The organism is Paenibacillus sp. F4, assembly GCF_002894905.1.
Taxonomy (GTDB): Bacteria; Bacillota; Bacilli; order Paenibacillales; family Paenibacillaceae; genus Paenibacillus; species Paenibacillus polymyxa_B.
On sequence record NZ_POVS01000001.1, the window covers coordinates 14,890 to 40,965 of the forward strand.

Here is a 26,076-nt window from a genome sequence, read left to right on the forward strand (position 1 = left end):
CGCGCCTCCGCCGTCAAGTGAAAGCGGCGCGCATCCCAAGGAAGACGGCGAACAACGTCCAAGCCCGTAAACGCGCAGGCCGAAAGCAAGCTTTTTCGGACCTGCGCCGGGGCATGCGGTCACTTCATTTTTAGGGGAGGTACAAATGAAATCTTTGTTTGAAAAGGAAGAACGGTACTGGAGCGGCAAGTTTGACGCCGATGACAGCCTGAGCTTCCTTCCCTACAGTCAATCCTCCAAATTATCCGCCGACGGGGAAGCTGCGGCCGAGCCGGGCTTGCTTCACCGTACTCTGCCGAGCGAACTCTCGGAGAGAATCATTTGCCTCGCCAACGGTTCGGATTTGGCTTTGTACATGATTGTTTTGGCAGGAGTAAAAAGCCTGCTGTTCAAGTATACCGGGCGGGACCAAGTGCTGGTCGGCATGCCTTCTTATAGCGCAGACCCCGACGGGACTCCGCCGCCGCATGACATCTTGGTGATCAAGACGTCCGTAAGCCGCCAGACTACGCTGAAAACGCTGCTCGGGGGCATCAAAGCCTCCATCGGCGAGGCGCTGGAGCATCAGCACCTGCCTTTTCGGAAAATGGTGGAGCCGCTCCATCTGGACTATACGGGGGACGGCCTCCCGGTCGTCAACACCGTCGTATCCTTCGCCCCGATTCATCCGGAACCGCTGGGTAACCGGGTGGCGGCCGATACGGTTTTTCGCTTCGACCGCCAAAACCACTCCATCGAGCTGGAAATAAGCTTTGACGGGCAGCGTTACGAGCGGGCATTTGTGGAACAGGCGGCCGACCATCTTGTTAGGCTGCTGTCCGTGCTTTTATTTCAGCCGGATCTGGAGCTTGGACAAGCCGATGTGCTGTCCCCAGACGAGAGGGAGACGCTGCTGAAGCGATTTAATGACACCGAAACCGAGTTCGAGCGGGGGAAAACGATTTACGGCTTGTTCGAAGAACAGGCGGAGCTTTACCCGGACAACGTGGCCGCCGTCATGAACGAGCGGCAGCTGACCTACCGCGAGCTGAACGAGCGATCCAACCGCCTTGCGCGGAAGCTGCGAGAGACGGGAGTAGAAGCGGACCAGCTGGTAGCGATTCTGGCCGAACGCTCGCTCGATATGGTTGTCGGCATTCTGGCGATTCTCAAAGCGGGCGGAGCATACGTGCCTGTCGATCCCGACTACCCGGAGGAGCGCATCCGCTTCATGATCGAGGATTCGGGCGCGCCGTTATTGCTGATTCAAAAGCATCTGCACGAGAAGACCGACTTCGCAGGAACGCGCCTTGAATTGGACGATTTCGTGTGGGGCGACAGAGGGGCGGACTCCGCCGATGTGCGGGACGCTTCGAACCTGGAGCCGATTTCCGGGCCGGGCAACCTGGCTTATGTCATCTACACGTCGGGAACGACCGGCAGACCGAAAGGAACGCTGATCGAGCATAAGAACGTCGTGCGCCTCCTGTTCAACGACAAGAACCTGTTCGACTTCGGGCCGTCCGACACGTGGACGCTGTTCCACTCGTTCTGCTTCGATTTCTCCGTCTGGGAAATGTACGGAGCGCTGCTGTACGGAGGCAAGCTGGTCATCGTACCGCCGCTCACGGCGAAAAATCCGGCCGATTTCCTGGCGCTGCTGGGCCGCGAACAGGTCACGATTTTGAACCAGACGCCAACGTACTTCTACCAGCTGCTGCGTAAGGTCTTGGCGGACCATCCGTACGATCTGCGGATTCGCAACGTCATCTTCGGGGGCGAAGCGCTGAGTCCGCTGCTGCTCAAGGGATTCAAGACGAAGTACCCGGAGACGAAGCTGATCAATATGTACGGCATTACCGAGACGACGGTTCACGTTACGTATAAGGAAATAACGTGGGTCGAAATGGAGGCGGCGAAGAGCAATATCGGCAAGCCGATCCCGACGCTGAGCGTGTACGTCCTTGATGAAAACCGCTCCCCTGTGCCGATCGGTGTAGCGGGCGAAATGTACGTGGCCGGGGAAGGCCTTGCGAGAGGATACCTGAACCGTCCGGATCTGACGGCGGAGAAGTTCGTCGATTCCCCGTTTGCGGAGGGGGAGAAACTGTACCGCTCGGGCGACTTGGCGGCTTGGCTGCCGGACGGCAACATCGAATACCTGGGCCGGATCGATCATCAGGTGAAAATCCGTGGGTACCGGATCGAGCTGGACGAAATCGAGACGCAGCTGCTGAAGATCGCCGCCGTGCAAGAAGCCAAGGTGCTCGACCGCGACGACGCGAACGGCCATAAGCAGCTTGTCGCTTATTACGTCGCGGAAACGAGGCTGGCGGCGCATGAACTCAAGGAGGAGCTCGCCAAGCAGCTTCCGGGGTATATGATTCCTTCGCACCTCGTGCAGCTTTCGCGGATGCCGCTGACCCCGAACGGGAAAATCGACCGCAAAGCGCTGCCCGCGCCGGAGGAAGCCGCGGCCGGAGGAGCGGAATATGTCGCGCCGAGAACGCTGCTCGAAATGAAGATCGCCCGCGTCTGGCAGGATACGCTTGGCGTTCCGCAGGTCGGCGTAAAGGATAACTTTTTTGAGTTGGGTGGCAATTCGTTAAGTCTGATGAGGCTCGTTCAAGCCGTTTACGATGAAACGGACATCGAGATACCGCTGAACCGCCAATTCCACAATCTAACAGTTGAAGCCATGGCTTTCGGCGAGGGGGATCTGGGCCTGGATAAAGGGGGAGACTCCTTCATTAAGCTGAATAAAGCAGGAGATCTGAACGTGTTCTGCTTCCCTCCGGGCAGCGGCTTCGGCATCGGTTACCGAGAGCTCGCAAGCAGGCTCGACGGCCGGTTCGTGCTCTACGGCATTGATTTTATCGACGATGCCGTCGATTACGAGGCCATGCTGAACCGTTATGTGGACGAGATCGTCCGCATCCAGCCGGAAGGACCTTACGTGCTGCTCGGCTACTGCTTCGGAGGCAACCTGACGTTCGAGGTAGCCAAAACGATGGAGAAAAGAGGGTATTCCGTAACGGACGTGCTCATGTTGGACTCGTGGATTAAGGACACGCTGACGCCTTCCGAAACGTCGGAGAAAGAGCTTGAAGAAACGCTTGCCGATTTCGACGAAGAAGAGAAGGAATTAATGAGCAACCCGCTCGTGCGGGAGCGAGTTCATCGGAAGGTCAAAGCGACCTTGGCGTACGAAGCGCAGCTTATTAATTCCGGCACGATCCCGGCCAGGATTTACGAACTGATTGCGAAGGACAGCGAAGCGTTCCGCCTGGAGCACCAATTGCCTTCCTGGCGGGGGGCAACGACGCAAGCTTACGCCGATTACCGGCTGGAGGGCGCGCACGAGGAATTGCTGGAACTCGCGCGCGTGGAAGAAACGGCCGTCGTCATCCGGGACATCTTAGAGCAAGTCAAGCGGCGGATCGAAGCGGAGGCCGGGGTACTGCATGGAAGCTGACCGCCAGCCGTCTGTTCTAGAACAAGGCACAGCGGCGCCTTCCAAGCGCCAAACCGCTTACGCCGCCTGGAAAGCGTTCCGCTGGCTGATGTCCTATGTAAGCCGTCACAAAGGCTGGATGATCGTCGGTATCTTGTCCGCGATTGCCGCCGCCGTTATTGAGATATGGACGGGAAGTTTGATCGAGCAGCTGACCACCCAGGCCGAGAAGGGGGCGGGGCCAATCGTTCTGCAAATCGTGTACACGGTCTTTGTGGTCATCTTGATCGGTGTGCCGGCGAAGTTTTTCATGAGCTTCGGCGTGGAGCGAAGCAGCGCCTCTGCGGTGCAGGATATCCGCAACCATGTCATGCGTCATATCGGCAAACTCCCGGTCTCCTATTTGGAAAAGCAGCACTCCGGCGACGTATTGTCGCGGATCAACAACGACCTGCAGCTCATCCAGCAGTTTATGATTCGGGACCTCGCCCAGTGGTTTTATCATCCGCTGTTATTCATCGGCTGTTTCGCTTATTTGATCTACCTCCAATGGGAGCTGATGCTGTACAGCCTGCTGTTATTTCCCGTAGCGCTGCTGGTTTCCCAATGGATCGGCAAGCAGTTGGAGCGGTTGACGGAGGAAGCCCAGGCGAACATGGGCCGAATGAACGTCAACCTCCAGGATACGCTTGGGGGTATGCCTATTGTAAAAAGCTACCTGCTATCCGGCATGTTATCTCGCTCCTACCAAGTGCTGCTGCAATTGACGGCCCAAAAAAAGCTGGCCGTGAAAAAGCGGGAAGCCTGGGTCAACCCGCTGCTTTCCACGCTGATGATCAGCCCGATCATTTTCGCCGTCAGTTACGGAAGCTATTTGATCTACAAAGGGCAGCTAGGCGCGGGAGAGCTGATCGCCTTCCTGTACTTGCTGAATCTGTGTCTGGAGCCGCTGGAGCATATTCCCGAGCTCATCACGCGGACGTTCGAAATGGCCGGTGCCCTGAGAAGGGTCTCCGAAATCGTCGAGCAGCCGACCGAAACGGAAAATGGCCGTTCGCTTCCGAAAGCGAGCGCCGCCCCCATCGAGTTTCAGAACGTAACCTTCGGGTATGAGGAGAGCTCCCCGATCCTGCGGAATGTTAGCTTCTCGGTGCCGGAAGGGAAGACGATCGCGCTTGTCGGAGCGAGCGGCGGAGGGAAGAGCACGGTGTTTAAGCTTGTATGCGGCTTTTATCCGCTTCCGGAGGACCAGGGCGAGATCCGCGTGTTCGGCAGCCTGATCCACGGCGCCGATCCGGAGCAGCTTCGGTCGCATTTTTCCGTGGTAACCCAGGATTCATATTTGTTTAGCGGCACGATCGCTGAAAATATCGGCTACGGGCGGGAAGTAGCGTCGATGGACGAGATTATCGAAGCCGCCAAAGCCGCTCAGGCGCATTCCTTCATTATGCAGCTTCCCGACGGCTACCAGACGTATGTCGGAGAGCGCGGAGGCTTTTTGTCCGGCGGGCAGCGCCAGCGCATTGCAATGGCCCGGGCTTTTCTGAAGGATGCTCCCGTTCTGCTGCTGGACGAGCCAACGTCGGCTCTTGATCCGGAGTCGGAAAGCGCGGTTCAGGAAGCGCTGGGCGTATTGATGAAGCAGAGAACGACGATGGTTATTGCCCACCGGCTTTCTACAGTACAAAACGCCGACGAAATTTGGGTCATGGAACAGGGGAGTATTGTTGAAAAGGGCACTCATGAGCAATTGCTGAAGATGAAGGGACTGTACGCCCAGTCATACTATCAGGAATTTACCGAGTCTGCCGAACGCAGGGAGGTGGCGTACACATGAAAAAGGGCGGATGGCTCTCGCAAGTGAAAGAACTCGGCTACTTGCTGATGTTTATGAACCGCAAGCGCAAAACCCAGTACGCCATTGGCCTGGCCGTGACGGCGCTCACCCAGACATTGTTCCTGATCGCCTTCAGCTTGGTCGTACATAACTTGGTTGATTTCGCCGTGTCCCGAGATACGTCCCTGATGGTGGAAGCCTTTATTATTTTGGGCGCGGCCTTGTTCCTGGAAAATGTGATTTCTCCCTGGTTCATTTACTTATACCAGCGCAGTGTCGAGCTGACTGTGCTGAATATCCGCGAACGTCTTTATGACAAGCTGTGCCGGGTGCGACCGAGATTCCTGGAGCAGACGCACCATGGGGACTTGCTGTCGCGGGTGAACAACGACGTAACGACCGTTGAGTTTACATTCTCGCAGGTTTACTTCGTTTTGCTGCTTCAAGTTGTCTTTTGCATCGGCTCCATTGTCTCCATGGTGTTGATCGATTGGCGGTTTGCCGGCGTATCCTTCGTCATTCTGCTGCTGTCCTCCGTGGTCAGCCTGAAATTTGCGCGGGATATTCGCGCCTTGTCCGAACAAGGCTTGCAAACGCTCGGTAAAATGACCGAAAAATTCAAAGATTTTATGGGCGGCATTCAAATTGTGAAGCTGTTCCGCATCCGCACGATTTACGGCCAGTACGAGGCGTTGAACGAACAAATGACGCAGACGCTTCGGCAAACCGCGCAGAAGAACGGCACGCAGGCTGCGGTGAATCATTTTATCAGCTACGTCACGTTCTGCGGCATCATCGTCATCGGCAGTCTTCTTTATGCCTACGGACTGATGGGAATGGGAAGCGTCGCCGCCCTGGCGGTTCTGCAAGTGAATCTGACGCACGCCTTGTTGAACTTGGGGATGGTTCTGTCGATGACCCAAAATTCGCTCGCGGGCGCTCACCGGATTCAAGAGGTACTAAGAGAGGAAGAGGAACCGGAGCGTTTGGGATCTCCTCACAGCGAGCTCGTGTCGGAGGCTGCGGTGGAGTTTCGCGATGTGGTATTTTCCTATCAGGCGGATAAAAAGGTGCTTATCGACATCTCCATGCAGGTGTTTCCCGGCCAGGTCGCCGCTATCGTGGGGGCCAGCGGCAGCGGCAAAAGTACGCTGATCAAGCTGCTGCTCGGCTTTTATCCTGTGGACAGCGGAGAAATCCTGCTCCAAGGCAAACCGTTCGGCCATTACACGCTGGACGAAATCCGCAGGCAGATTGCATACGTTCCGCAGGAGCCGTTCTTGTTTACCGGCACGATTGAGGAAAACATCCGCTACGGCAACCCGGATGCAACGGATGAAGAAGTGATCGAAGCGGCCAAAGCGGCGTACGCTCACCATTTCATTCAGGAACTTCCTGAACAGTATAAAACGCCGGTGGGAGAGAGAGGAGCGTCGTTGTCGGGCGGACAAAGGCAGCGAATTGCGATCGCCCGGGCGATTCTCAAAAACGCCCCGATTCTGCTGCTGGACGAAGCGACTTCCGCGCTGGATAACGAATCCCAGCATTGGGTACAGCAGGCCCTGAACGAATTGATGAAGGGGCGCACCACCATTCTGATCGCCCACCGTCTCAGCACCGTGGAACATGCGGATTTGATTACCGTCATGAACCAAGGGACGGTCGTCGAGCGGGGCCGCCATCAGGACCTGCTGGCGCTCGGGGGGTATTACGCCCGGCTGTACGGCTAGACCCGCTTTACGGCGGGCGGCTTCCTGCTTGCGAATGCGACAGAGTCTTTTAGTAATCCAAGGTATGACTTTATAACCGGTAATTACCAGAAAACGTAGACACGAAAAAGGAGGAAGAGTCCGAAGGAGCCGTTCCGGGAATGGCCTGCACGGTTCTTCTAAGAGTGACTAAGTGACATCTAGGTACAAAGCCTATCTATAAAGAATCTCTAAACCGGGAGTGTGTCGATGTGAGAGAGAATACCAACGAGCAATATGGATTAACGCAAGCCCAGCGCCGAATATGGTTCATGGAAATTATGAATCCGGGAACGTCCATCACGATGCTTTCCGCGACCTACCAGATTACGGGCGAGATCAACACACAGCTTCTGGAGCAAGCGGCGGCAGAGATCGTCAAAACCTATGACGTTTTCCGAATCCGCATTAGCGGGGATTTGCAAAATCCAACGCAGTGGTTCGAAGAACCGGAGAATGTCCAAGCTAGGATAAGCCGCCTCGAAATAGGCACAACCGAACAATTCTATGCTTGGGTGAAAGAAGTAAGCGAAAAACCGGCCAGCGTGTTCGACGAACACCTCTACCAATTTACGATTATCCATTTTGCGAACGGCCAAGTATGGCTCAATTTGACGGTAAATCATATTATCGCCGACGGCTTGTCCGTCAATGCTTTGCTGCATGCGGTGATGGAAAAATACCTGGAACTGCGCAAAGGCATCTCCAGCAGTTACCAGGCCCCTTCCTATCTGGATTATATTTCTGCGGAGCGTGAATATGAGCAATCGCAGCGTTATCAAAAAGGCAAGGAATACTGGCTGACGAAGTACAACACTTTGCCTGAAACGACCGGCATTAAATCGTATCCGCCATTCTCGATCGGCAGCGAATCCAATAAACTGGCCATCACTTTGGACGGTTCCCGGTATGAACGCATTCTGGCCTTCAGCGAACAATATCAGGTCAGCTTATATACGTTATTTCTGTCCGCCATGTACGCCTTATTGTACAAGCTGACCGACAGCACCGATGTTCCGGTCGGCACGGTTTTCGCCAATCGCACCAGCAAGAAGGAAAAAGAAACGATCGGCATGTTCGTCAGCACCGTGGCTACGCGGATCCGTCTGAATCCAGACAGGCACGTGCTTTCCTTGATCCAAACGGTTTCCAAGGAAAATACGGCGGATCTGCGGTATCAGAAATACCCTTATAACCAATTGATCCAGGATTTACGCGAACAACACGGCCGCAACGATCTTTCGGGGCTGTTCCGCACGTCTCTGGAATATCTGCCTTTGAAAATCGTGGAGTACGAAGAAATCAAGGTACGCCTGGAGGCTCACTTCGCTAGGCACGAGATGGACGATTTGCTGCTGCGCTTCGACCATATGCTGAATGAAGGCCATGTAATTCTCCATGCTTCCTATCGTACCGGCCTGTTCGAGACGGCCGAGATTGATCGGATTATGGAACAGTATGTAACCGTTCTGGACCAGTTTCTTCAGACTCCCGAACTGCCGGTACGCGAGATTTCTCTGCTGAGCGATGAGGAGAGACACCGCATTCTCAACGTTTTTAACCCGCCGGTGGCAGGGCTGAGCGAGGGAGAAGCGTTTCATCGGTATGTTGAAAAGTTTGCCCTGGAAATTCCTGATCATCCGGCAGTCGTCTACATGGACAAACAGCTGACCTACGGCGAATTGAACGAACGCGCCGAGCGGCTGGCTTCTCTCCTTCGCGAACAGGGCGTGGGAAGGGAGACGATTACGGGGATCTGGGCGGAGCGTTCGGTGGAACTGCTGGTCGGGGTGCTCGCCGTTTGGAAAGCCGGCGGAGCCTATGTACCGCTGGACCCCGATTATCCGGCGGAGCGGATTGAGTACATGCTCAGCGATAGCGAAGCAACGGTGCTGCTTACGCAGCGTCATCTGTTGGAGCGGGCCGGAGTTTGGTTGGCCGATGACCGGCTGAAGCTTCAAGCTGTCTATGCCATGGACGATGAACAGATTTATAACGGGGATGCCTTAGCCGTGGAATTTGAATCTGCCGGCAGCGCCCCGCAAGACTTGGCTTATGTGATTTACACCTCGGGTACGACGGGACGCCCGAAAGGCGTCATGATCGAGCACGGTAGTCTCGTGAATACGGCGGATGCGTACCGTCGCGAGTACCGGTTGGATCAGTTTCCGGTGCGGCTGCTGCAGCTGGCCAGCTTCTCGTTTGACGTGTTCGTCGGAGACATCGCGCGGACGCTGTATAACGGAGGCACGATGGTGATTGTGCCGAAGGATGACCGGATTGATCCGAACCTCTTATACGGCTGGATTCGGGACCAAAATATTACGGTATTCGAATCGACGCCTGCGCTCATCCTGCCGTTCATGCAGCATATTTATGAAGAAGGGCTGGACGTCAGCTCCATACAGTTGCTGATTACCAGCTCGGATGCTTGCAGTGTCACCGATTACCGATTGCTGCTGGAAAGATTCGGCGGACAATTCCGCATCATTAACAGCTATGGCGTTACCGAAGCGGCCATTGACAGCAGCTTTTACGGTGAGCCGCTGGATAAGCTGCCGCCGTCGGGTCATGTGCCGATCGGCAAAGCTTGGCTGAACGCCCGGTTTTACATTGTCGATGCCGCGTTAAAGCCAGTTCCTGTAGGGGTTCCGGGCGAGCTTGTCATAGGCGGCGCCGGGGTGGCGCGCGGGTACTGGAACCGTCTGGACCTAACCGCCGAGAAGTTTGTGGACAGCCCGTTTGTGCCGGGCGAACGTGTGTACCGGACAGGCGATTTGGCCCGCTGGTTGGAAGACGGCAACGTCGACTTCATCGGCCGGATCGACTATCAGGTGAAAATTCGCGGGTTCCGTATCGAACTTGGCGAAATTGAAACGGCCCTGCTGCGTTTCCCGGGCGTCAAGCAGGCTGTGGTGACCGACCGCACGGATGAGCAGGGGCAAAAGTATTTGTGCGGCTACGTGGCGGCGGATGCTTCCTTGCAGCTGAGCGATCTGCTGTCCCAATTGAAGCAAGAGCTGCCGGCCCATATGGTCCCGGCCCGGCTGGTGTCTCTTGATAAGCTTCCGCTCACGCCGAACGGCAAAATTGACCGTAAAGCGCTGCCTGAACCGACCGGAGAGGTAGAAACAGGCGGTGAGTATGTGGCTCCTCGCACAACGCTGGAAACAAGACTTGCTCTCATTTGGCAGCAGGTGCTGGGTATTGCGCGAGTTGGAGTCCAAGACGATTTCTTTGACTTGGGTGGTCATTCCTTGCGGGCCTCCACGCTGGTTTCCAAGATTCGGAAAGAGCTGCAAGTCGAGGTTCCGCTGCGGGAAGTTTTCCGCTACACCACGATCGAACAGCTGGCCCAAAGAATCGGCGGTTTAAGGCAGCAGGAGACGTATGAGATTACAAAGGCGGCTGAGGCCGAGTACTATCCGGTTTCATCCGAGCAAAAGCGTCTGTACGTCCTGCGCCAGCTTGACGGGGCCGAGCGCAGCTACAATATGTCGGCGGCGCTTCTTCTCGAAGGCAAGCTGGACCGCACGCGCGTCGAGCACGCGTTCCGGGCGCTGATTCAGCGCCATGAGACGCTGCGTACCGGGATCGAGCAGGTTCAAGGCGAGCTTGTCCAGCGCATCTATGACGAGGTGGAGTTTGCTGTAGATTATTTCCAAGCGAGCGAGTGGGAAGTGGACCAAGTGGTGGAAGCATACTATCACCCGTTTGATCTGACCAAGCCGCCACTTCTCCGCATCGGCCTGATCGAAGTCGACGAGGATCGCCACATTCTGCTGTTCGATATGCACCATATCGTCTCGGACGGCATTTCGACAGCGCTGCTCTTCGACGAGTTCAGCCGCCTGTATCGGGGCGAGGAGCTGGCCCCGCTGCGCATTCAATACAAAGATTATGCCGTTTGGCAGCATTCCGAAGCTTACGGGCAGATGCTCCAGCCGCAGAAGGAGTATTGGCTGAAACAGCTGTCGGGCGAGCTGCCGGTCTTGGAGCTGCCGACGGACTTCCCGCGGCCTGCGGTGCAAAGCTTTGACGGCCGAACCGTGAAGTTTTATATCGAGAAAGATCGGACGGAGAAGCTGAAAGAGCTGGCGGCACGGACAGGGACGACCCTGTACATGGTACTGCTGTCGGCTTACACCATCCTTATGCATAAATATTCGGGTCAGGAAGATCTGATCGTAGGAACGCCGATTGCCGGAAGAACGCAGGAAGAAGTGCAGCCGATCGTAGGGATGTTTATCAACACGCTGGCCATTCGCAGCCGTCCGGAGCGTTCCAAGCCGTACCTTTCGTACCTGGAAGAAATCAAGGACATCACGCTCGGGGCTTTCGAACACCAAAATTATTTGTTCGAAGACTTGGTAGAAAGTCTTCACATTCCGCGCGCGACCGGCCGGAATCCGCTCTTTGACACGTTCTTCTCCCTACAAAATACGGAGAACGAGCAAATTGTCATCGAGGGGCTGGAGCAATCGTTTTATCCACTGGAAAACCAAACATCCAAGTTCGAGCTGCTCCTGGATATTTCGGAGCTGGACGGTCAGCTCGAATGCCGGTTGGAGTACGCTACGGCTTTGTATAAACAAGAGACCGCGGAGCGGTTCGCCAGACATTATGACAAGCTGCTCGAAACCATCGCAGCAGCGCCGGACGGGGATATTGCCTCGCTGGAAATGCTCACGGAGGAGGAAATCCGCGAGTTGGTGCGCGGTTTCAACGATTCGGAGGCGGACTACCCGCGGCAGCAGACGATTCACGGCTTGTTTGAAGAGCAGGCGGAGCTTTATCCGGACAACGTGGCCGCCGTCATGAACGAGCGGCAGCTGACCTACCGCGAGCTGAACGAGCGATCCAACCGCCTTGCGCGGAAGCTGCGAGAGACGGGAGTAGAAGCGGACCAGCTGGTAGCGATTCTGGCCGAACGCTCGCTCGATATGGTTGTCGGCATTCTGGCGATTCTCAAAGCGGGCGGAGCATACGTGCCTGTCGATCCCGACTACCCGGAGGAGCGCATCCGCTTCATGATCGAGGATTCGGGCGCGCCGTTATTGCTGATTCAAAAGCATCTGCACGAGAAGACCGACTTCGCAGGAACGCGCCTCGAATTGGACGATTTCGTTGGGGGCGACAGAGGGGCGAACTCCGCCGATGTGCGGGACGCTTCGAACCTGGAGCCGATTTCCGGGCCGGGCAACCTGGCTTATGTCATCTACACGTCGGGAACGACTGGCAGACCGAAAGGAACGCTGATCGAGCATAAGAACGTCGTGCGCCTCCTGTTCAACGACAAGAACCTGTTCGACTTCGGGCCGTCCGACACGTGGACGCTGTTCCACTCGTTCTGCTTCGATTTCTCCGTCTGGGAAATGTACGGAGCGCTGCTGTACGGAGGCAAGCTGGTCATCGTACCGCCGCTCACGGCGAAAAGTCCAGCCGATTTCCTGGCGCTGCTGGGCCGCGAACAGGTTACCATTTTGAACCAGACACCAACGTACTTCTACCAGCTGCTGCGTGAGGTCTTGACGGATCATCCATACGATTTGCGGATTCGCAATGTGATCTTTGGGGGCGAAGCGCTGAGTCCGCTGCTGCTCAAGGGCTTCAAGACGAAGTACCCGGAGACGAAGCTGATCAATATGTACGGCATTACCGAGACGACGGTTCACGTTACGTATAAGGAAATAACGTGGGTCGAAATGGAGGCGGCGAAGAGCAATATCGGCAAGCCGATCCCGACGCTGAGCGTGTACGTCCTTGATGAAAACCGCCGCCCTGTGCCGATCGGCGTAGCGGGCGAAATGTACGTGGCCGGGGAAGGCCTTGCGAGAGGATACCTGAACCGCCCGGATCTGACGGCGGAGAAGTTCGTCGATTCCCCGTTTGCGGAAGGGGAGAAACTGTACCGCTCGGGCGACTTGGCGGCTTGGCTGCCGGACGGCAACATCGAATACCTGGGCCGAATCGATCACCAGGTCAAAATCCGCGGGTACCGGATCGAGCTGGACGAAATCGAGACGCAGCTGCTAAACGTCGAGGGCGTGGAAGAAGCGGTGGTGCTTGCCCGTCAGGACGGCGGGGGCGAGAAGGCGCTTGTCGCCTACTTTGTGGCGGACCGGACACTGACGGTCAGCGAAATGAGAACCTCGCTGGCCCAGGGAATGCCGGGGTACATGATCCCGTCGTACTTCTTGCAGCTTGAGCGCATGCCGCTGACGTCCAACGGTAAAGTGGACCGCAAAGCGCTGCCGGAGCCGCAAGGCGGCTTGCAAACGGGCGTCGAATACGTAGCGCCGCGTAACCGGACGGAGTCCCAGCTTGTGAAGATCTGGGAGGAAGTGCTGGGTTACTCCGGCATTGGAGTCCTGGACAATTTCTTCGAGCTCGGAGGCCACTCCTTGCGGGCGACGAACCTTGTCAGCAAGATTCGGAAGGAAATGAACGTCGAACTTCCACTGCGCGATGTGTTCCGCTATACGACGGTAGAGTCGATGGCCGGGGCTATTGCCAGCTTGGAAGAAACACAGCACAGCTCGATTCCGAAAGCGGAAGAGAAAGCGTACTATCCGGTTTCCTCCGCGCAAAAAAGGCTGTACGTCCTGCACCAGCTGGATAGCTCGGAGCTGAATTACAACCTCCCAAGCGCCTTGCAATTGGAAGGGGCTTTGAACGAGGCCAAAGTGGAAAAGGCGCTGACTACTTTGGTGGCCCGGCACGATATGCTGCGCACCGGTTTTGAAATCGTGAATGGGGAGCCGGTTCAGCGTATTCATCCGCTCGTAGCTTTCAAGGTCGAGAAGCTTCAAGCAAGCGAAGATCAGGTTGCGGCCATTCTTGAAGGCTTCATTCAGCCTTTTGACTTGACCCAGCCGCCTTTGCTGCGCGCCCTACTGATCGAACTGGAGAAAGAGAAATTCCTGCTCGCGCTGGATATTCATCATATTGGTTCCGACGGCCTTTCCATGGACGTGCTGCTGCGCGAATTCGTGCGGCTTTACAATGGGGAAGAATTGCCGGAGCTGCGGATTCAATACAAGGATTACGCCGTTTGGCAGCAATCCGAGGAACAGCGCCAGCGCATCAAACGGCAGGAGGAATACTGGCGCGGGGTATTCAGCTCCGAGCTTCCGGTTCTTGAGCTGCCTCTCGACTTCTCCCGCCCGGCCGTCCAGCAGTTTGACGGTCAAACGCTCACGTTTACGCTGGATGCGGAGAAAAGCGAAGCTCTCAAACGGCTTGCCGGCGATTCGGGGGCGACGCTGTACATGCTTCTGCTGGCTGCTTACTCCGTATTGCTTCATAAATACGCGGGACAGGAAGATATAGTGGTCGGCACTCCGATTGCCGCCCGTTCTCACGCCGACCTGCAGCCGATTATCGGCATGTTCGTCAATACGCTGGCCCTTCGCTTGGGTCCGGTGGCGGAGCGGACGTTCCTGGATTACTTGCAGGAAGTGAAGGAAACGACGCTTGGAGCCTACGAGCACCAGGACTATCCGTTCGAGGAGCTGGTGGAAGCTCTTCAGGTGAGCCGGGATTTAAGCCGGAATCCTCTGTTTGACACCATGTTTTCTTTGCAAAAGCACGAAAGCTTGGATTTAACCCTGGAAGGCTTGCAATGGTCGCTGTTCGACATCGAGGAAAAGACGGCAAAGTTTGATCTTAGCTTTGATATCGTGGAAGCCGATAACGAGCTGATTTGCAAGATCGAGTACGCTACCTCGTTGTTTAGACAGGAAACGATGGTACGGCTGGCGGGTCATTACGAGCAGCTTTTGGCGTCGATCCTGGCTCAGCCGGGTGCGCGGATTTCGGATTTGGATATCTTGACGGACAGCGAAAAGCATGATTTGCTGGTCGGGTTTGACGTGTCGTCTTCGGCTCTTGCGAAGCAACCCGCCGCAGAGGGTACAGGTTTGGAAGCGGATGAGTCGTGGAGAGAGAGAACGTTCCACGAGCTGTTCGAGGAGCAGGCGGAGCGCACTCCGGGAGCGCTGGCGGTTGTCTACGAAGACAGCAAGCTGACGTATGCGGAGCTGAACGCCAAAGCGAATCGTCTGGCGTATGCACTGCGGGCGCGCGGGGTGAAGCCGGAGCAGGTGGTCGGCATTCTGGCCGGCCGTTCGGCGGAGCTGTTGATCGGGGTGCTCGCCGTATGGAAAGCGGGCGGCGCTTATGTGCCGCTCGACCCGGACTATCCGGCGGAGCGGATCGAGTATATGCTCGCGGACAGCGGGGCGTCGGTGCTGCTCACGCAGACCCGCCTGCTGGAGCAGGCGGAAGCTTGGCGCAGCGACGGAGCTCTAGTGCTGCAAACGGTGCTTGCGCTTGACGACGCCGCGACGTACAGCCTCGGAGCGGCGGAAGCGGCTGTGGGCGAAGCAGGCGCAGAGGCGGAGGCTTTGGCGCAAGCGGCTGCTGCCGAATCGTCCGCCACGGCAGAAGCCGAGAAGAACGTACTAGCGGCGGATCTCGCATCGAATCCGGCGAATGTGAACAAGCCGCGCGATTTGGCTTACGTCATCTACACCTCCGGTACGACGGGCCGTCCGAAGGGCGTGGCGGTGGAAAACCGCAGCCTGGTGAACACGGCGGCGGGCTACCGGCGGGAATACCGGTTGGATCAGTTCCCGGTGCGGCTGCTGCAGCTCGCAAGCTTCTCGTTCGACGTGTTCGTGGGAGATATCGCGCGGACGCTGTACAACGGCGGCACCATGGTCATCGTGCCGAAGGACGACCGGATTGATCCAACCCGCCTCTACGGCTGGATTCGCGACTACGCCGTGACGGTGTTCGAATCGACTCCGGCGCTGATCGTGCCGTTCATGGAGCATGTGCATGCCGAGGGTCTGGACCTCAGCTCGATGCAGCTGCTGATCACAAGCTCGGATGCGTGCAGCGTAGCGGATTACCGCACCTTGCAGGAGCGCTTCGGCTCGCAGTTCCGTATTATTAACAGCTACGGCGTAACGGAAGCGGCGATTGACTCCAGCTTCTATGACGAGCCGCTGGAGAAGCTGCCGAAGACGGGCAGCGTGCCGATCGGGAAAGCGTGGCTGAACGCCAAGTTTTACATCGTGGATGCGAATCTGAAGCCGGTGCCGATCGGGGTGTTGGGCGAGCTGGTTATCGGCGGAGCGGGTGTGGCCCGAGGTTACTTGAACCGCCCGGATTTGACGGCGGAGAAATTCGTAGACAGCCCGTTCGCCGCTGGGGAGCGGCTGTACCGGACGGGCGACCTGGCGCGCTGGATGCCGGACGGCAACGTGGACTTCATCGGCCGGATCGACAACCAGGTGAAAATTCGCGGCTATCGGATCGAGCTTGGTGAAATTGAAGCGGCCATGAAAAATTTTGCCGGCGTGCGTCAAGCGCTTGTCATCGACCGGACGGACGAGCGGGGGCAGAAATATTTGTGCGGGTATGTCGTAGCGGATTCCAGCTTCGATCTGGAAGGGCTTGTGGCCCATCTGGACGCCGCGCTGCCTTCCCATATGGTGCCTTCGCGCATCATGCGCCTGGATCAAATGCCGCTTACGCCGAACGGGAAGATCGACCGTAAAGCGCTGCCTGTACCGGAAGGAAGCATTCGTGCCGAGGCTGCATACACGGCGCCTCGTACTCCTGCCGAGCAAGCACTTGCGTCGGTCTGGCAGTCAGTGCTGGGCGTGGATCAGGTCGGCACGATGGACAATTTCTTTGCGCTCGGCGGCGATTCGATCAAGGCCTTGCAGGTATCGTCCCGTCTTTTGCAAACGGGGTACAAGCTGGTCATGAAAGATTTGTTCCATTACCCGACGATTTCCGCCCTTAGTTTGCAGCTGCAAACGGCGGAGAGAACGGCAAGCCAGGCCGAAGTGACGGGAGAGGTCATCTTGACCCCGATTCAGCGTTGGTTCTTTGAACAAAATCCGGCCGACGTGCATCACAGCAACCAGGCGTTCATGCAGTTCTCCAAGCAAGGCTTTGACGAAGAAGCTTTACGCCAAGCGGTGCGTCAGCTTGTCGTGCATCACGATGCTCTCCGTACGGTTTACCGCCAAACTGAGAACGGCTATACCGCCTGGAATCGCGGCGCCGGGGAGAACGAAGCGCTGTTCGATCTGGAAGTTGTCGATTTCAAGGGAGTCGGCGACGTGAAAGAAGCGGTAGAGGCTAAGGCGAATGACATTCAAGCGAGCATCGATCTGGAAAACGGTCCGCTGGTGAAGCTCGGCTTGTTCCGCTGCGACGACGGCGACCACCTGCTCATCGCGATCCATCACTTGGTCGTAGACGGCGTATCCTGGCGGATTCTGCTTGAGGATTTTGCTGCCTGCTATGAGCAGGCGCTGCAAGGGCAGCCGATCCGTCTGCCGCTCAAAACGGATTCATTCCAAACGTGGGCGAAACAGCTCGCTGATTATGCGAACGGTCCGGCGATGGAAAGCGAGAGAGAGTATTGGCAGCATATCGAGCAATTGACCTATGAGCCGCTTCCGAAAGATTTTGAACAAGGCAGATCCAAGCTGAAGGACAGCGGGCTCGTGACCGTTCGCTGGACGGCGGAGGAAACCGAACAGCTGCTGAAGCAGGCACACTGTGCTTACCATACGGAAATGAACGATTTGCTGCTTGCCGCGCTTGGCCTCGCGGTACAAGCTTGGAGCGGCCGGGAACGCGTGCTGGTGAATCTCGAAGGCCACGGCCGGGAAGATATTTTGCCGAATGTGGACATTACGCGCACGGTAGGCTGGTTTACAAGCCAATTCCCTGTCGTTCTGGAGCCGGGTCACGCCCAGGCGCTCGGTCATCAGGTAAAACAGGTTAAAGAAAGCTTGCGCCGCATTCCGAACAAAGGAATCGGCTACGGCATCCTGCGTTATTTGTCGGCGCCGCGTGACGGCGAGCGCTTCGCTTTGGAGCCGGAGATCAGCTTTAACTATTTGGGTCAGTTCGACCAGGATTACGAAAGCAGCGGCTCGAGGCCGTCTCCGTTCAGCCCGGGCTCCGATTCAAGCCCGGATGCAGTGATGGATTATGTCCTCGATATCAACGGTATGGTGTCGGAAGGAGTGCAGGAACTCACGATCCGTTATGGGGAAACCCAGTATAAACGGGAAACGGTAGAGCGCCTGGGCACCCTGCTTCATTCGAGCTTGCGTGAAGTCATCAGCCATTGCGTATCGAAAGAGCGGCCGGAGCTTACGCCTAGCGACGTACTGCTTCAAGATGTGACGTTGGAGGAACTGGAGCGGCTGGCCGAACATACGGCGGCGCTCGGCGAACTGGAGAATGTATACACCCTGACTCCGCTGCAAAAAGGGATGTTGTTCCACAGCCTGCTGGATGCCGATTCGGAAGCTTACTTCGAACAGGTGACCTTCGATCTGTACGGAAGCCTGAATGTCGAAGCCTTCACCCAAGGATTGGATACGCTGGTGCAGCGGAATGAGGCGCTGCGTACCAACTTTATTACCGGCTGGAGAGACGAGCCGATTCAAGTGGTATTCCGCGAGCGGAAGTGTGAAGTGTACTTCGAAGATATTCGCTCGGTAAGCGATGAAGACCCGGAGAAGACGATAGCCGATTTCGTCAGCGCGGATAAAGCGAATAAGTTCGATTTGGCCCGAGGCTCTCTTATGCGCGTGACAGTTTTGCGCACGGGCGACGAGTCCTACCATGTGATCTGGAGTCACCATCACATTTTGATGGACGGCTGGTGCATGTCCTTCATGATCAAGGAAGTGTTCGACACCTACTTCGCTTTCCAGGAGAAGCGGACGCTGGAGCTTCCTCCGGTTACCTCGTACTCCCGGTATATCGAATGGCTGGAAGCTCAAGATGCCGCGAAAGCTTCGCGTTACTGGTCCGAGTATTTGGCGGGTTACGATCAGCAGACCAAGCTGCCCCAGGAGAAAACGCAGCTGAAGCAGGGCGCTTTTGAAGCGGCTGAAATCGATGTGGAACTCAGCAAGGAACTGACCGGGCAAATCGAGCGGGTGGCGCGCCAGCAGCAGGTGACGCTCAATACGTTCATGCAGACCGTATGGGGACTGGTTCTGCAGGTATACAACAACAGCGAGGATGTCGTATTCGGCTCCGTCGTATCCGGGCGTCCGGCGGAAATTCCGGGCATCGAAAGCATGATCGGCCTGTTTATTAACACGATCCCGGTCCGTATTCAAGGCAAAGCCGAGGAGACGGTAGCCGATATCTTGAGAAAAACCCAGGATCAAGCGCTGGCATCGGGAGCTTACGAAACGTTCCCGCTGTTCGAAATTCAGTCGCTGAGCGAGCACAAGCGCGACTTGATCAACCATATCATGGTCTTTGAAAATTATCCGATGGAAGAACAGATTGAGCAGGTCGTCGGCGGAGACAAAGAAGCGCTGAAAATCGCTAATATCCAGTCGCCGGAGCAAACGAACTACGACCTGGACATTACCGTCATTCCGGAAGAGCATATTTTGCTGCGGTTTACGTACAATGCGCTGACGTTCAGAGAGGAAGACATCAGGCTGATCCACGGTCATTTTGCCCGGGTACTGGAGAAGGTTGCGGCTAACCCGAGCATCCGCGTGAATCAGTTGGAGCTTTTGACGGCGGCGGAAAAAGAGCAAATTCTTGGCGCGTTTAACCCGGCGCAGCCGGAAGCGGCTCCGGCGGCCGCGTTCCACCGGCTGTTCGAGGAACAGGCGGAGCGCACGCCGGAAGCGGCAGCTGTCGTGTACGAGAATGACCGGCTGACGTATGAGGAGCTGAACGAGCGGGCGAATCGCTTGGCGGCCACGCTGCGCGCAAGCGGCATCGGCCGGGAGACGATCGTCGGCATTCTCGCCGAGCGTTCGGTGGACTTGCTGGTGGCCGTGCTGGCCGTCTGGAAAGCGGGCGGGGCGTATGTGCCGCTCGACCCGGATTATCCGGCGGAGCGGGTGCGGTTCATGCTCGAAGACAGCGGAGCGAAGGTGCTGCTGACGCAAACGCCGCTGCGAGAGCGCGCCGAAGCCTGGCTCGGCGAAGAGGAGCTGGCGCTGGCGGCGGTGCTGTACCTCGACGACGAAACTTCGTACAGCGAGGAGCGGACGAATGCCGACAGCTTCCATGAAGCCCGTCCAGAGGACCTGGCGTACGTGATCTACACGTCGGGAACGACGGGCAAGCCGAAGGGCGTGATGATCGAGCACCGCAGCCTGGTGAACACGGCGGCGGGCTACCGGCGGGAATACCGGTTGGATCAGTTCCCGGTGCGGCTGCTGCAGCTCGCAAGCTTCTCGTTCGACGTGTTCGTGGGAGATATCGCGCGGACGCTGTACAACGGAGGTACGATGGTGATTGTGCCGAAGGACGACCGGATCGATCCGTCTCGTCTGCACCACTGGATGGAGCGGGAGCGGGTCACCATCTTCGAATCGACGCCGGCGCTGATCGTGCCGTTCCTGGAGTACGTGCACGATCAGCGGCTGGATATGAGCTGGATGGAGCTGTTGATCACGAGCTCGGACAGCTGCAGCGTGGCGGATTACCGGACCTTGCAGGAACGCTTCGGCTCGTTGTTCCGGATCATCAACGCATACGGCGTGACGGAAGCGGCGATCGACTCAAGCTTCTATGACGAGGAGCTGGCGAAGCTGCCGCAGACAGGCAATGTGCCGATCGGCAAAGCGTGGCTGAATGCGAAATTCTACATCGTGGACGCGCATCTGAACCCGGTGCCGGTCGGGGTGCTGGGCGAGCTGGTTATCGGCGGAGTCGGGGTAGCGCGCGGGTACTTGAACCGTCCGGAGCTGACAGAAGAGAAGTTCGTAGACAGCCCGTTCGCCGCGGGCGAGCGGCTGTACCGCACGGGAGACTTGGCGCGGTGGATGGAGGACGGGAACGTGGACTTCATCGGCCGGATCGACAACCAGGCGAAAATCCGGGGGTACCGGATTGAGACGGGCGAAGTCGAAGCGAAGCTGCTGAGTGTAGGTGGCGTGAAGGAAGCGGTCGTCGTCGTCAGGGAAGATCAAGAAGGTCAGAAAGCTTTGTGCGCTTATTATACAGCGGAAGAAGGCTTGACGGCGGCGGACCTGAAGCGGGCGATTGCCAACGAGCTGCCGGGGTACATGATCCCGTCGTACTTCGTGGAGCTGGAGCACCTGCCTCTGACGCCGAACGGGAAAATCGACCGGAAGGCGCTGCCGGCGCCGGAAGGGGGAGCAAGCGCAGGCCGCGAATACGTGGCGCCGCGCACCGAACTTGAGGCGAAGCTGGCCGCCATTTGGCAGGATGTGCTTGTTCGGGAGAAGGCGGTAGGCGTAACGGACAACTTCTTCGACCTCGGCGGACACTCCCTGCGGGCGACGACGCTTGTCAGCAAAATGCATAAGGAGCTAGGCGTTGAATTTCCGCTTCGCGACGTATTCCGCTACTCGACGGTTGAGGAAATGGCCGCGGCTATGGAGCGGCTGGAGATCGGCTCGTTCACGGCTATTCCGGCTGCGGAACCTAGCGAGTATTATCCGCTCTCTTCCGCTCAGAAACGTCTCTATATCTTGAACCAGCTGGAAGGAGCCGAGCTGAGCTACAACATACCGGGAGCTATGCTGCTCGAAGGGGAGCTCGACCGGCAGCGGTTTGAAGAAGCGTTCCGCGGGCTCGTAGCTCGTCATGAAACGCTGCGTACCGGCTTTGAGATGGTAAAAGGCGAAGCGGTTCAGCGGATTTACGAAGAAGCCGCCTTCCAGGTGGAATATGTGCAGATCAGCGCGGAGCAGGCGGAAGAAACGGTGCGCCAATTCGTTCGTCCGTTTGATCTAGCGAAGCCGCCACTTCTGCGGGTGGGCCTTGCCGAACTGGCGCCGGACCGGCACATTCTAATGTTCGATACGCATCATATCGTATCTGACGGCGTTTCGATTGACGTACTGATCGAAGAGTTCGTCCGCTTGTACAGCGGGGAGCAGTTGGAGCCGCTCCGCATTCAGTACAAAGATTATGCGGTATGGCAGCAATCGGACGAGCAGAAAGCTCAGCTTGCCAAGCAGGAAGCCTACTGGCTCGACATGTTCCGCGGAGAGCTGCCGGTTTTGGAATTGCCGATGGACTATCCGCGCCCGGCTATGCAGAGCTACGAGGGCCGCACGCTGCAATTGTTTATGCATAGCGAGAAAAGCGAGGGTCTGAAACGGCTTGCAGCCGAGAACGGCGCAACGCTTTACATGGTTCTGCTTGCTGGTTATACAATATTATTGCATAAATATACAGGGCAAGAAGACGTGGTGGTCGGTACGCCGATTGCGGGAAGAAATCACAGCGACGTTCAGCCGCTGATCGGGATGTTCGTCAATACCCTGGCCATCCGCAGTTATCCGGCTGCCGGTAAGACGTTCCTTGACTACTTGAAGGAAATCAAGGAGACGACGCTGGGCGCTTTTGAACATCAGAATTATCCGTTTGAGGAACTGGTGGATAAGGTGAACGTGGCTCGCGATTTAAGCCGCAATCCGCTGTTCGATACGATGTTTGCTTTGCAGAATACAGAGAATTTGGAAATCCAGCTTCCCGGACTCCATTTGTCGACGTATGCCAGCGAAGAAATTGTTTCTAAATTCGATCTCAGCTTGGACGTCACGGAGATCGAGGAAGGCTTGGAATATCTGTTTGAATACGCCACTGCTCTTTATAAAACCGAAACGGTGGAGAAATTGGCCGCTCACTACTTGCAGCTGCTTGAATCCATTCTCCGCAACCCGTCGGCGACTATTGCCGAGCTGGGCATTTTGACACCGGCGGAAAAAGAGCAAATTCTCGGCGCGTTTAACCCGGCGCAGCCGGGAGCGGCTCCTGCGGCTGCGTTCCACCGGCTGTTTGAGGAACAGGCGGAGCGCACGCCGGAAGAGGCGGCCGTCGTGTACGAGAACGACCGGCTGACGTATGCGGAGCTGAACGAGCGGGCGAACCGCTTGGCGGCTACGCTGCGCGCAAGCGGCATCGGCCGGGAGACGATCGTCGGCATTCTCGCCGAGCGTTCGGTGGACTTGCTGGTGGCCGTGCTGGCCGTCTGGAAAGCGGGCGGGGCGTATGTACCGCTCGACCCGGATTATCCGGCAGACCGCGTGCGGTTCATGCTTGAAGACAGTGGAGCGAAGGTGCTGCTGACGCAAACGCCGCTGCGAGAGCGTGCCGAAGCCTGGCTCGACGAAGAGGAGCTGGCGCTGGCGGCGGTGCTGTACCTGGACGACGAAGCGTCGTACAGCGAGGAGCGGGCGAATGCGTCGGTTGTCTCCGGCATTGTCTCCGGCATTGTCTCCGGCAAGCTGACGGATGCTGTGGACGACGGCGATGAGAGCCATCAGAATGTTGGCACCGACAGCTTCCATGAAGCCCGTCCGGAGGATCTGGCGTACGTGATCTATACGTCGGGAACGACGGGCAAGCCGAAGGGCGTGATGATCGAGCACCGCAGCCTGGTGAACACGGCGGCGGGCTACCGTCGGGAATACCGGTTGGATCAGTTCCCAGTGCGCCTGCTGCAGCTCGCAAGCTTCTCGTTTGACGTGTTCGTGGGAGATATCGCCCGGACGCTGTACAACGGAGGTACGATGGTGATCGTGCCGAAGGACGACCGGATCGATCCGTCTCGTCTGCACCACTGGATGGAGCGGGAGCGGGTCACCATCTTCGAATCGACGCCGGCGCTGATCGTGCCGTTCCTGGAGTACGTGCACGAGCAGCAACTGGATATGAGCTGGATGGAGCTGTTGATCACGAGCTCGGACAGCTGCAGCGTGGCGGATTACCGGACCTTGCAGGAACGCTTCGGCTCGTTGTTCCGGATCATCAACGCATACGGTGTGACGGAAGCTGCGATCGACTCAAGCTTCTATGACGAGGAGCTGGCGAAGCTGCCGCAGACAGGCAATGTGCCGATCGGCAAAGCGTGGCTGAATGCGAAATTCTACATCGTGGACGCGCATCTGAACCCGGTGCCGGTCGGAGTGCTGGGCGAGCTGGCCATCGGCGGAGTCGGAGTGGCGCGCGGGTACTTGAACCGTCCGGAGCTGACGGAAGAGAAGTTCGTAGACAGCCCGTTCGCCGCGGGCGAGCGGCTGTACCGCACGGGAGACTTGGCGCGGTGGATGGAGGACGGGAACGTGGACTTCATCGGCCGGATCGACAACCAGGCGAAAATCCGGGGGTACCGGATTGAGACGGGCGAAGTCGAAGCGAAGCTGCTGAGTGTAGGTGGCGTGAAGGAAGCGGTCGTCGTCGTCAGGGAAGATCAAGAAGGTCAGAAAGCTTTGTGCGCTTATTATACAGCGGAAGAAGGCCTGACGGCGGCGGACCTGAAACGGGCGATTGCCAGCGAGCTGCCGGGGTACATGATCCCGTCGTACTTCGTCGAGCTGGAGCGCCTGCCTCTGACGCCGAACGGGAAAATCGACCGGAAGGCGCTGCCGGCGCCGGAAGGGGGAGCAAGCGCAGGCCGCGAATACGTGGCGCCGCGCACCGAACTGGAGGCGAAACTGGTCGCCATCTGGCAGGACGTGCTCGGGCCGGTCACGATTGGCGTGACGGACAACTTCTTCGACCTCGGCGGGCACTCCCTGCGGGCGACGACGCTGGTCAGCAAGGTGCACAAGGAGCTGAGCGTGGACCTGCCGCTGCGCGATGTGTTCCGGCACTCGACCATCGAAGCGATGGCCGAAGCGATCAGCCAATTGGAGCGGCAGGAACACCTCTCCATTCCGGTTCTGGATAAGAGGGATTACTATCCGCTTTCCTCCGTGCAAAAACGGCTGTACATCCAGCAGCAGATGGAAGGCGCCGAGCTTAGCTACAACATGTCCGGCATGACGGTTCTCGTCGGGCGCTTGGAACGGAATCAATTCGAGGCGGCGCTCAAAGGATTGATAGCTCGTCACGAAATTTTGCGAACCGGCTTCGAAATGGTCGACGGCGAACCGGTACAACGGATTTATCCGGACTTGAAGTTTGCCGTCGAGTATACGAAAGCGACGGAAAGTGAAACGAAGAGCATCGTAGACGGCTTTGTGCGCGTCTTTGATTTGGAGCGGCCGCCGCTGCTGCGTGTGGGCTTAGTCGAATGGGAAGCGGAACGGCATCTGCTCATGCTGGACATTCATCATATCGTCACGGATGGCATGTCGATGGGCATCTTCGTCGAAGAGCTGCTGCGCCTGTATAACGGCGAGACTATGGAACCGCTTCGGATTCAATACAAGGAATTCGCCGCTTGGCAGCAGTCCGAACCTGTAAAAGAGCGGCTGAAACGTCAGGAAGCCTACTGGCTGGACGTGCTGGAAGGCGAACTGCCGACGCTTGAACTGCCTACGGACTTTGTCAGACCTGCCGCTCGCAGCTTTGAGGGAGATGTGCTGCCTTTCAGCATCGACAAGCAGATGACCGACAGCTTGCAGCGCATCGCCGATGAGAACGGTGCCACCCTTTATATGGTGTTATTGGCGGCCTATTCAATCCTGCTCAGCAAGTACTCGGGACAAGAAGACTTCATTGTAGGCACGCCGGTTTCGGGCCGCACACATGCCGACCTGGAGCCGCTCATCGGAATGTTTGTCAACACTTTGGCGATTCGCCATTATCCGTCCGGGGAGAAGACGTTCCTCGCTTACTTGAACGAAGTCAAAGAAACGATGCTGGGGGCCTACGACCACCAGGATTATCCGTTCGAGGAGCTTGTGAAAAAGCTGCAGGCGCCGCGAGATCAAGGCCGCAATCCTGTATTCGATGTCATGTTTGCTCTGGAAACCAAGGAAGATAACGTTCAAAGCTTCGGGGATATCAAGATCGAATCTTATCCGGAAACTCATACGGTTTCCCAATTTGATCTTACCTTGGTCATTTCGTTGCTGGATGAGGGAATGAACGGGCAGTTTGAATATGCCACCAAGTTGTTTACACGCAATCTGATCGACAATTTCGCTCAGGACCTGCTCGTGATCATCACCCAAATTTGCGAACAGCCTTCGGTGCTGTTGAAGGATATTTCCCTGAACGGGCAATCCGAACAGGAGCAAGATGTGCTAGAGACCATTGATATTATTTTC

General features: G+C 57.1%; 4 protein-coding genes. All 4 read left to right on the forward strand.

Annotated elements, in window-relative coordinates; all coding sequences use genetic code 11:
- Positions 1 to 145: 145 nt before the first annotated feature.
- Positions 146 to 3,454: a non-ribosomal peptide synthetase gene (locus C1T21_RS00010; RefSeq protein ID WP_103046695.1), complete on the forward strand. Its 3,309-nt coding sequence runs from the start codon at positions 146 to 148 to the stop codon at positions 3,452 to 3,454.
- Entirely contained in the window at positions 3,444 to 5,270 is a 1,827-nt protein-coding gene (locus tag C1T21_RS00015) for an ABC transporter ATP-binding protein (protein ID WP_103046696.1), read from the forward strand. The genes C1T21_RS00010 and C1T21_RS00015 overlap by 11 nt, the downstream gene beginning before the upstream one ends.
- On the forward strand, positions 5,267 to 7,000 hold the full coding sequence (locus C1T21_RS00020) for an ABC transporter ATP-binding protein (protein WP_103046697.1): 1,734 nt from the start codon (positions 5,267 to 5,269) through the stop codon (positions 6,998 to 7,000). Before C1T21_RS00015 ends, C1T21_RS00020 begins: the two co-directional genes overlap by 4 nt.
- A gap of 230 nt (positions 7,001 to 7,230) precedes the next feature.
- Positions 7,231 to 26,076 (forward strand): non-ribosomal peptide synthetase (locus C1T21_RS00025; protein WP_103046698.1); only part of this gene is annotated, 18,846 nt, incomplete at its 3' end.

What these genes read in the sequence shown, in the direction of transcription:
- C1T21_RS00010 (WP_103046695.1), top strand. Translation starts at nt 146, where the DNA reads ATGAAATCTTTGTTTGAAAAGGAAGAACGGTACTGGAGCGGCAAGTTT.
- C1T21_RS00015 (WP_103046696.1), top strand. Translation starts at nt 3,444, where the DNA reads ATGGAAGCTGACCGCCAGCCGTCTGTTCTAGAACAAGGCACAGCGGCG.
- C1T21_RS00020 (WP_103046697.1), top strand. Translation starts at nt 5,267, where the DNA reads ATGAAAAAGGGCGGATGGCTCTCGCAAGTGAAAGAACTCGGCTACTTG.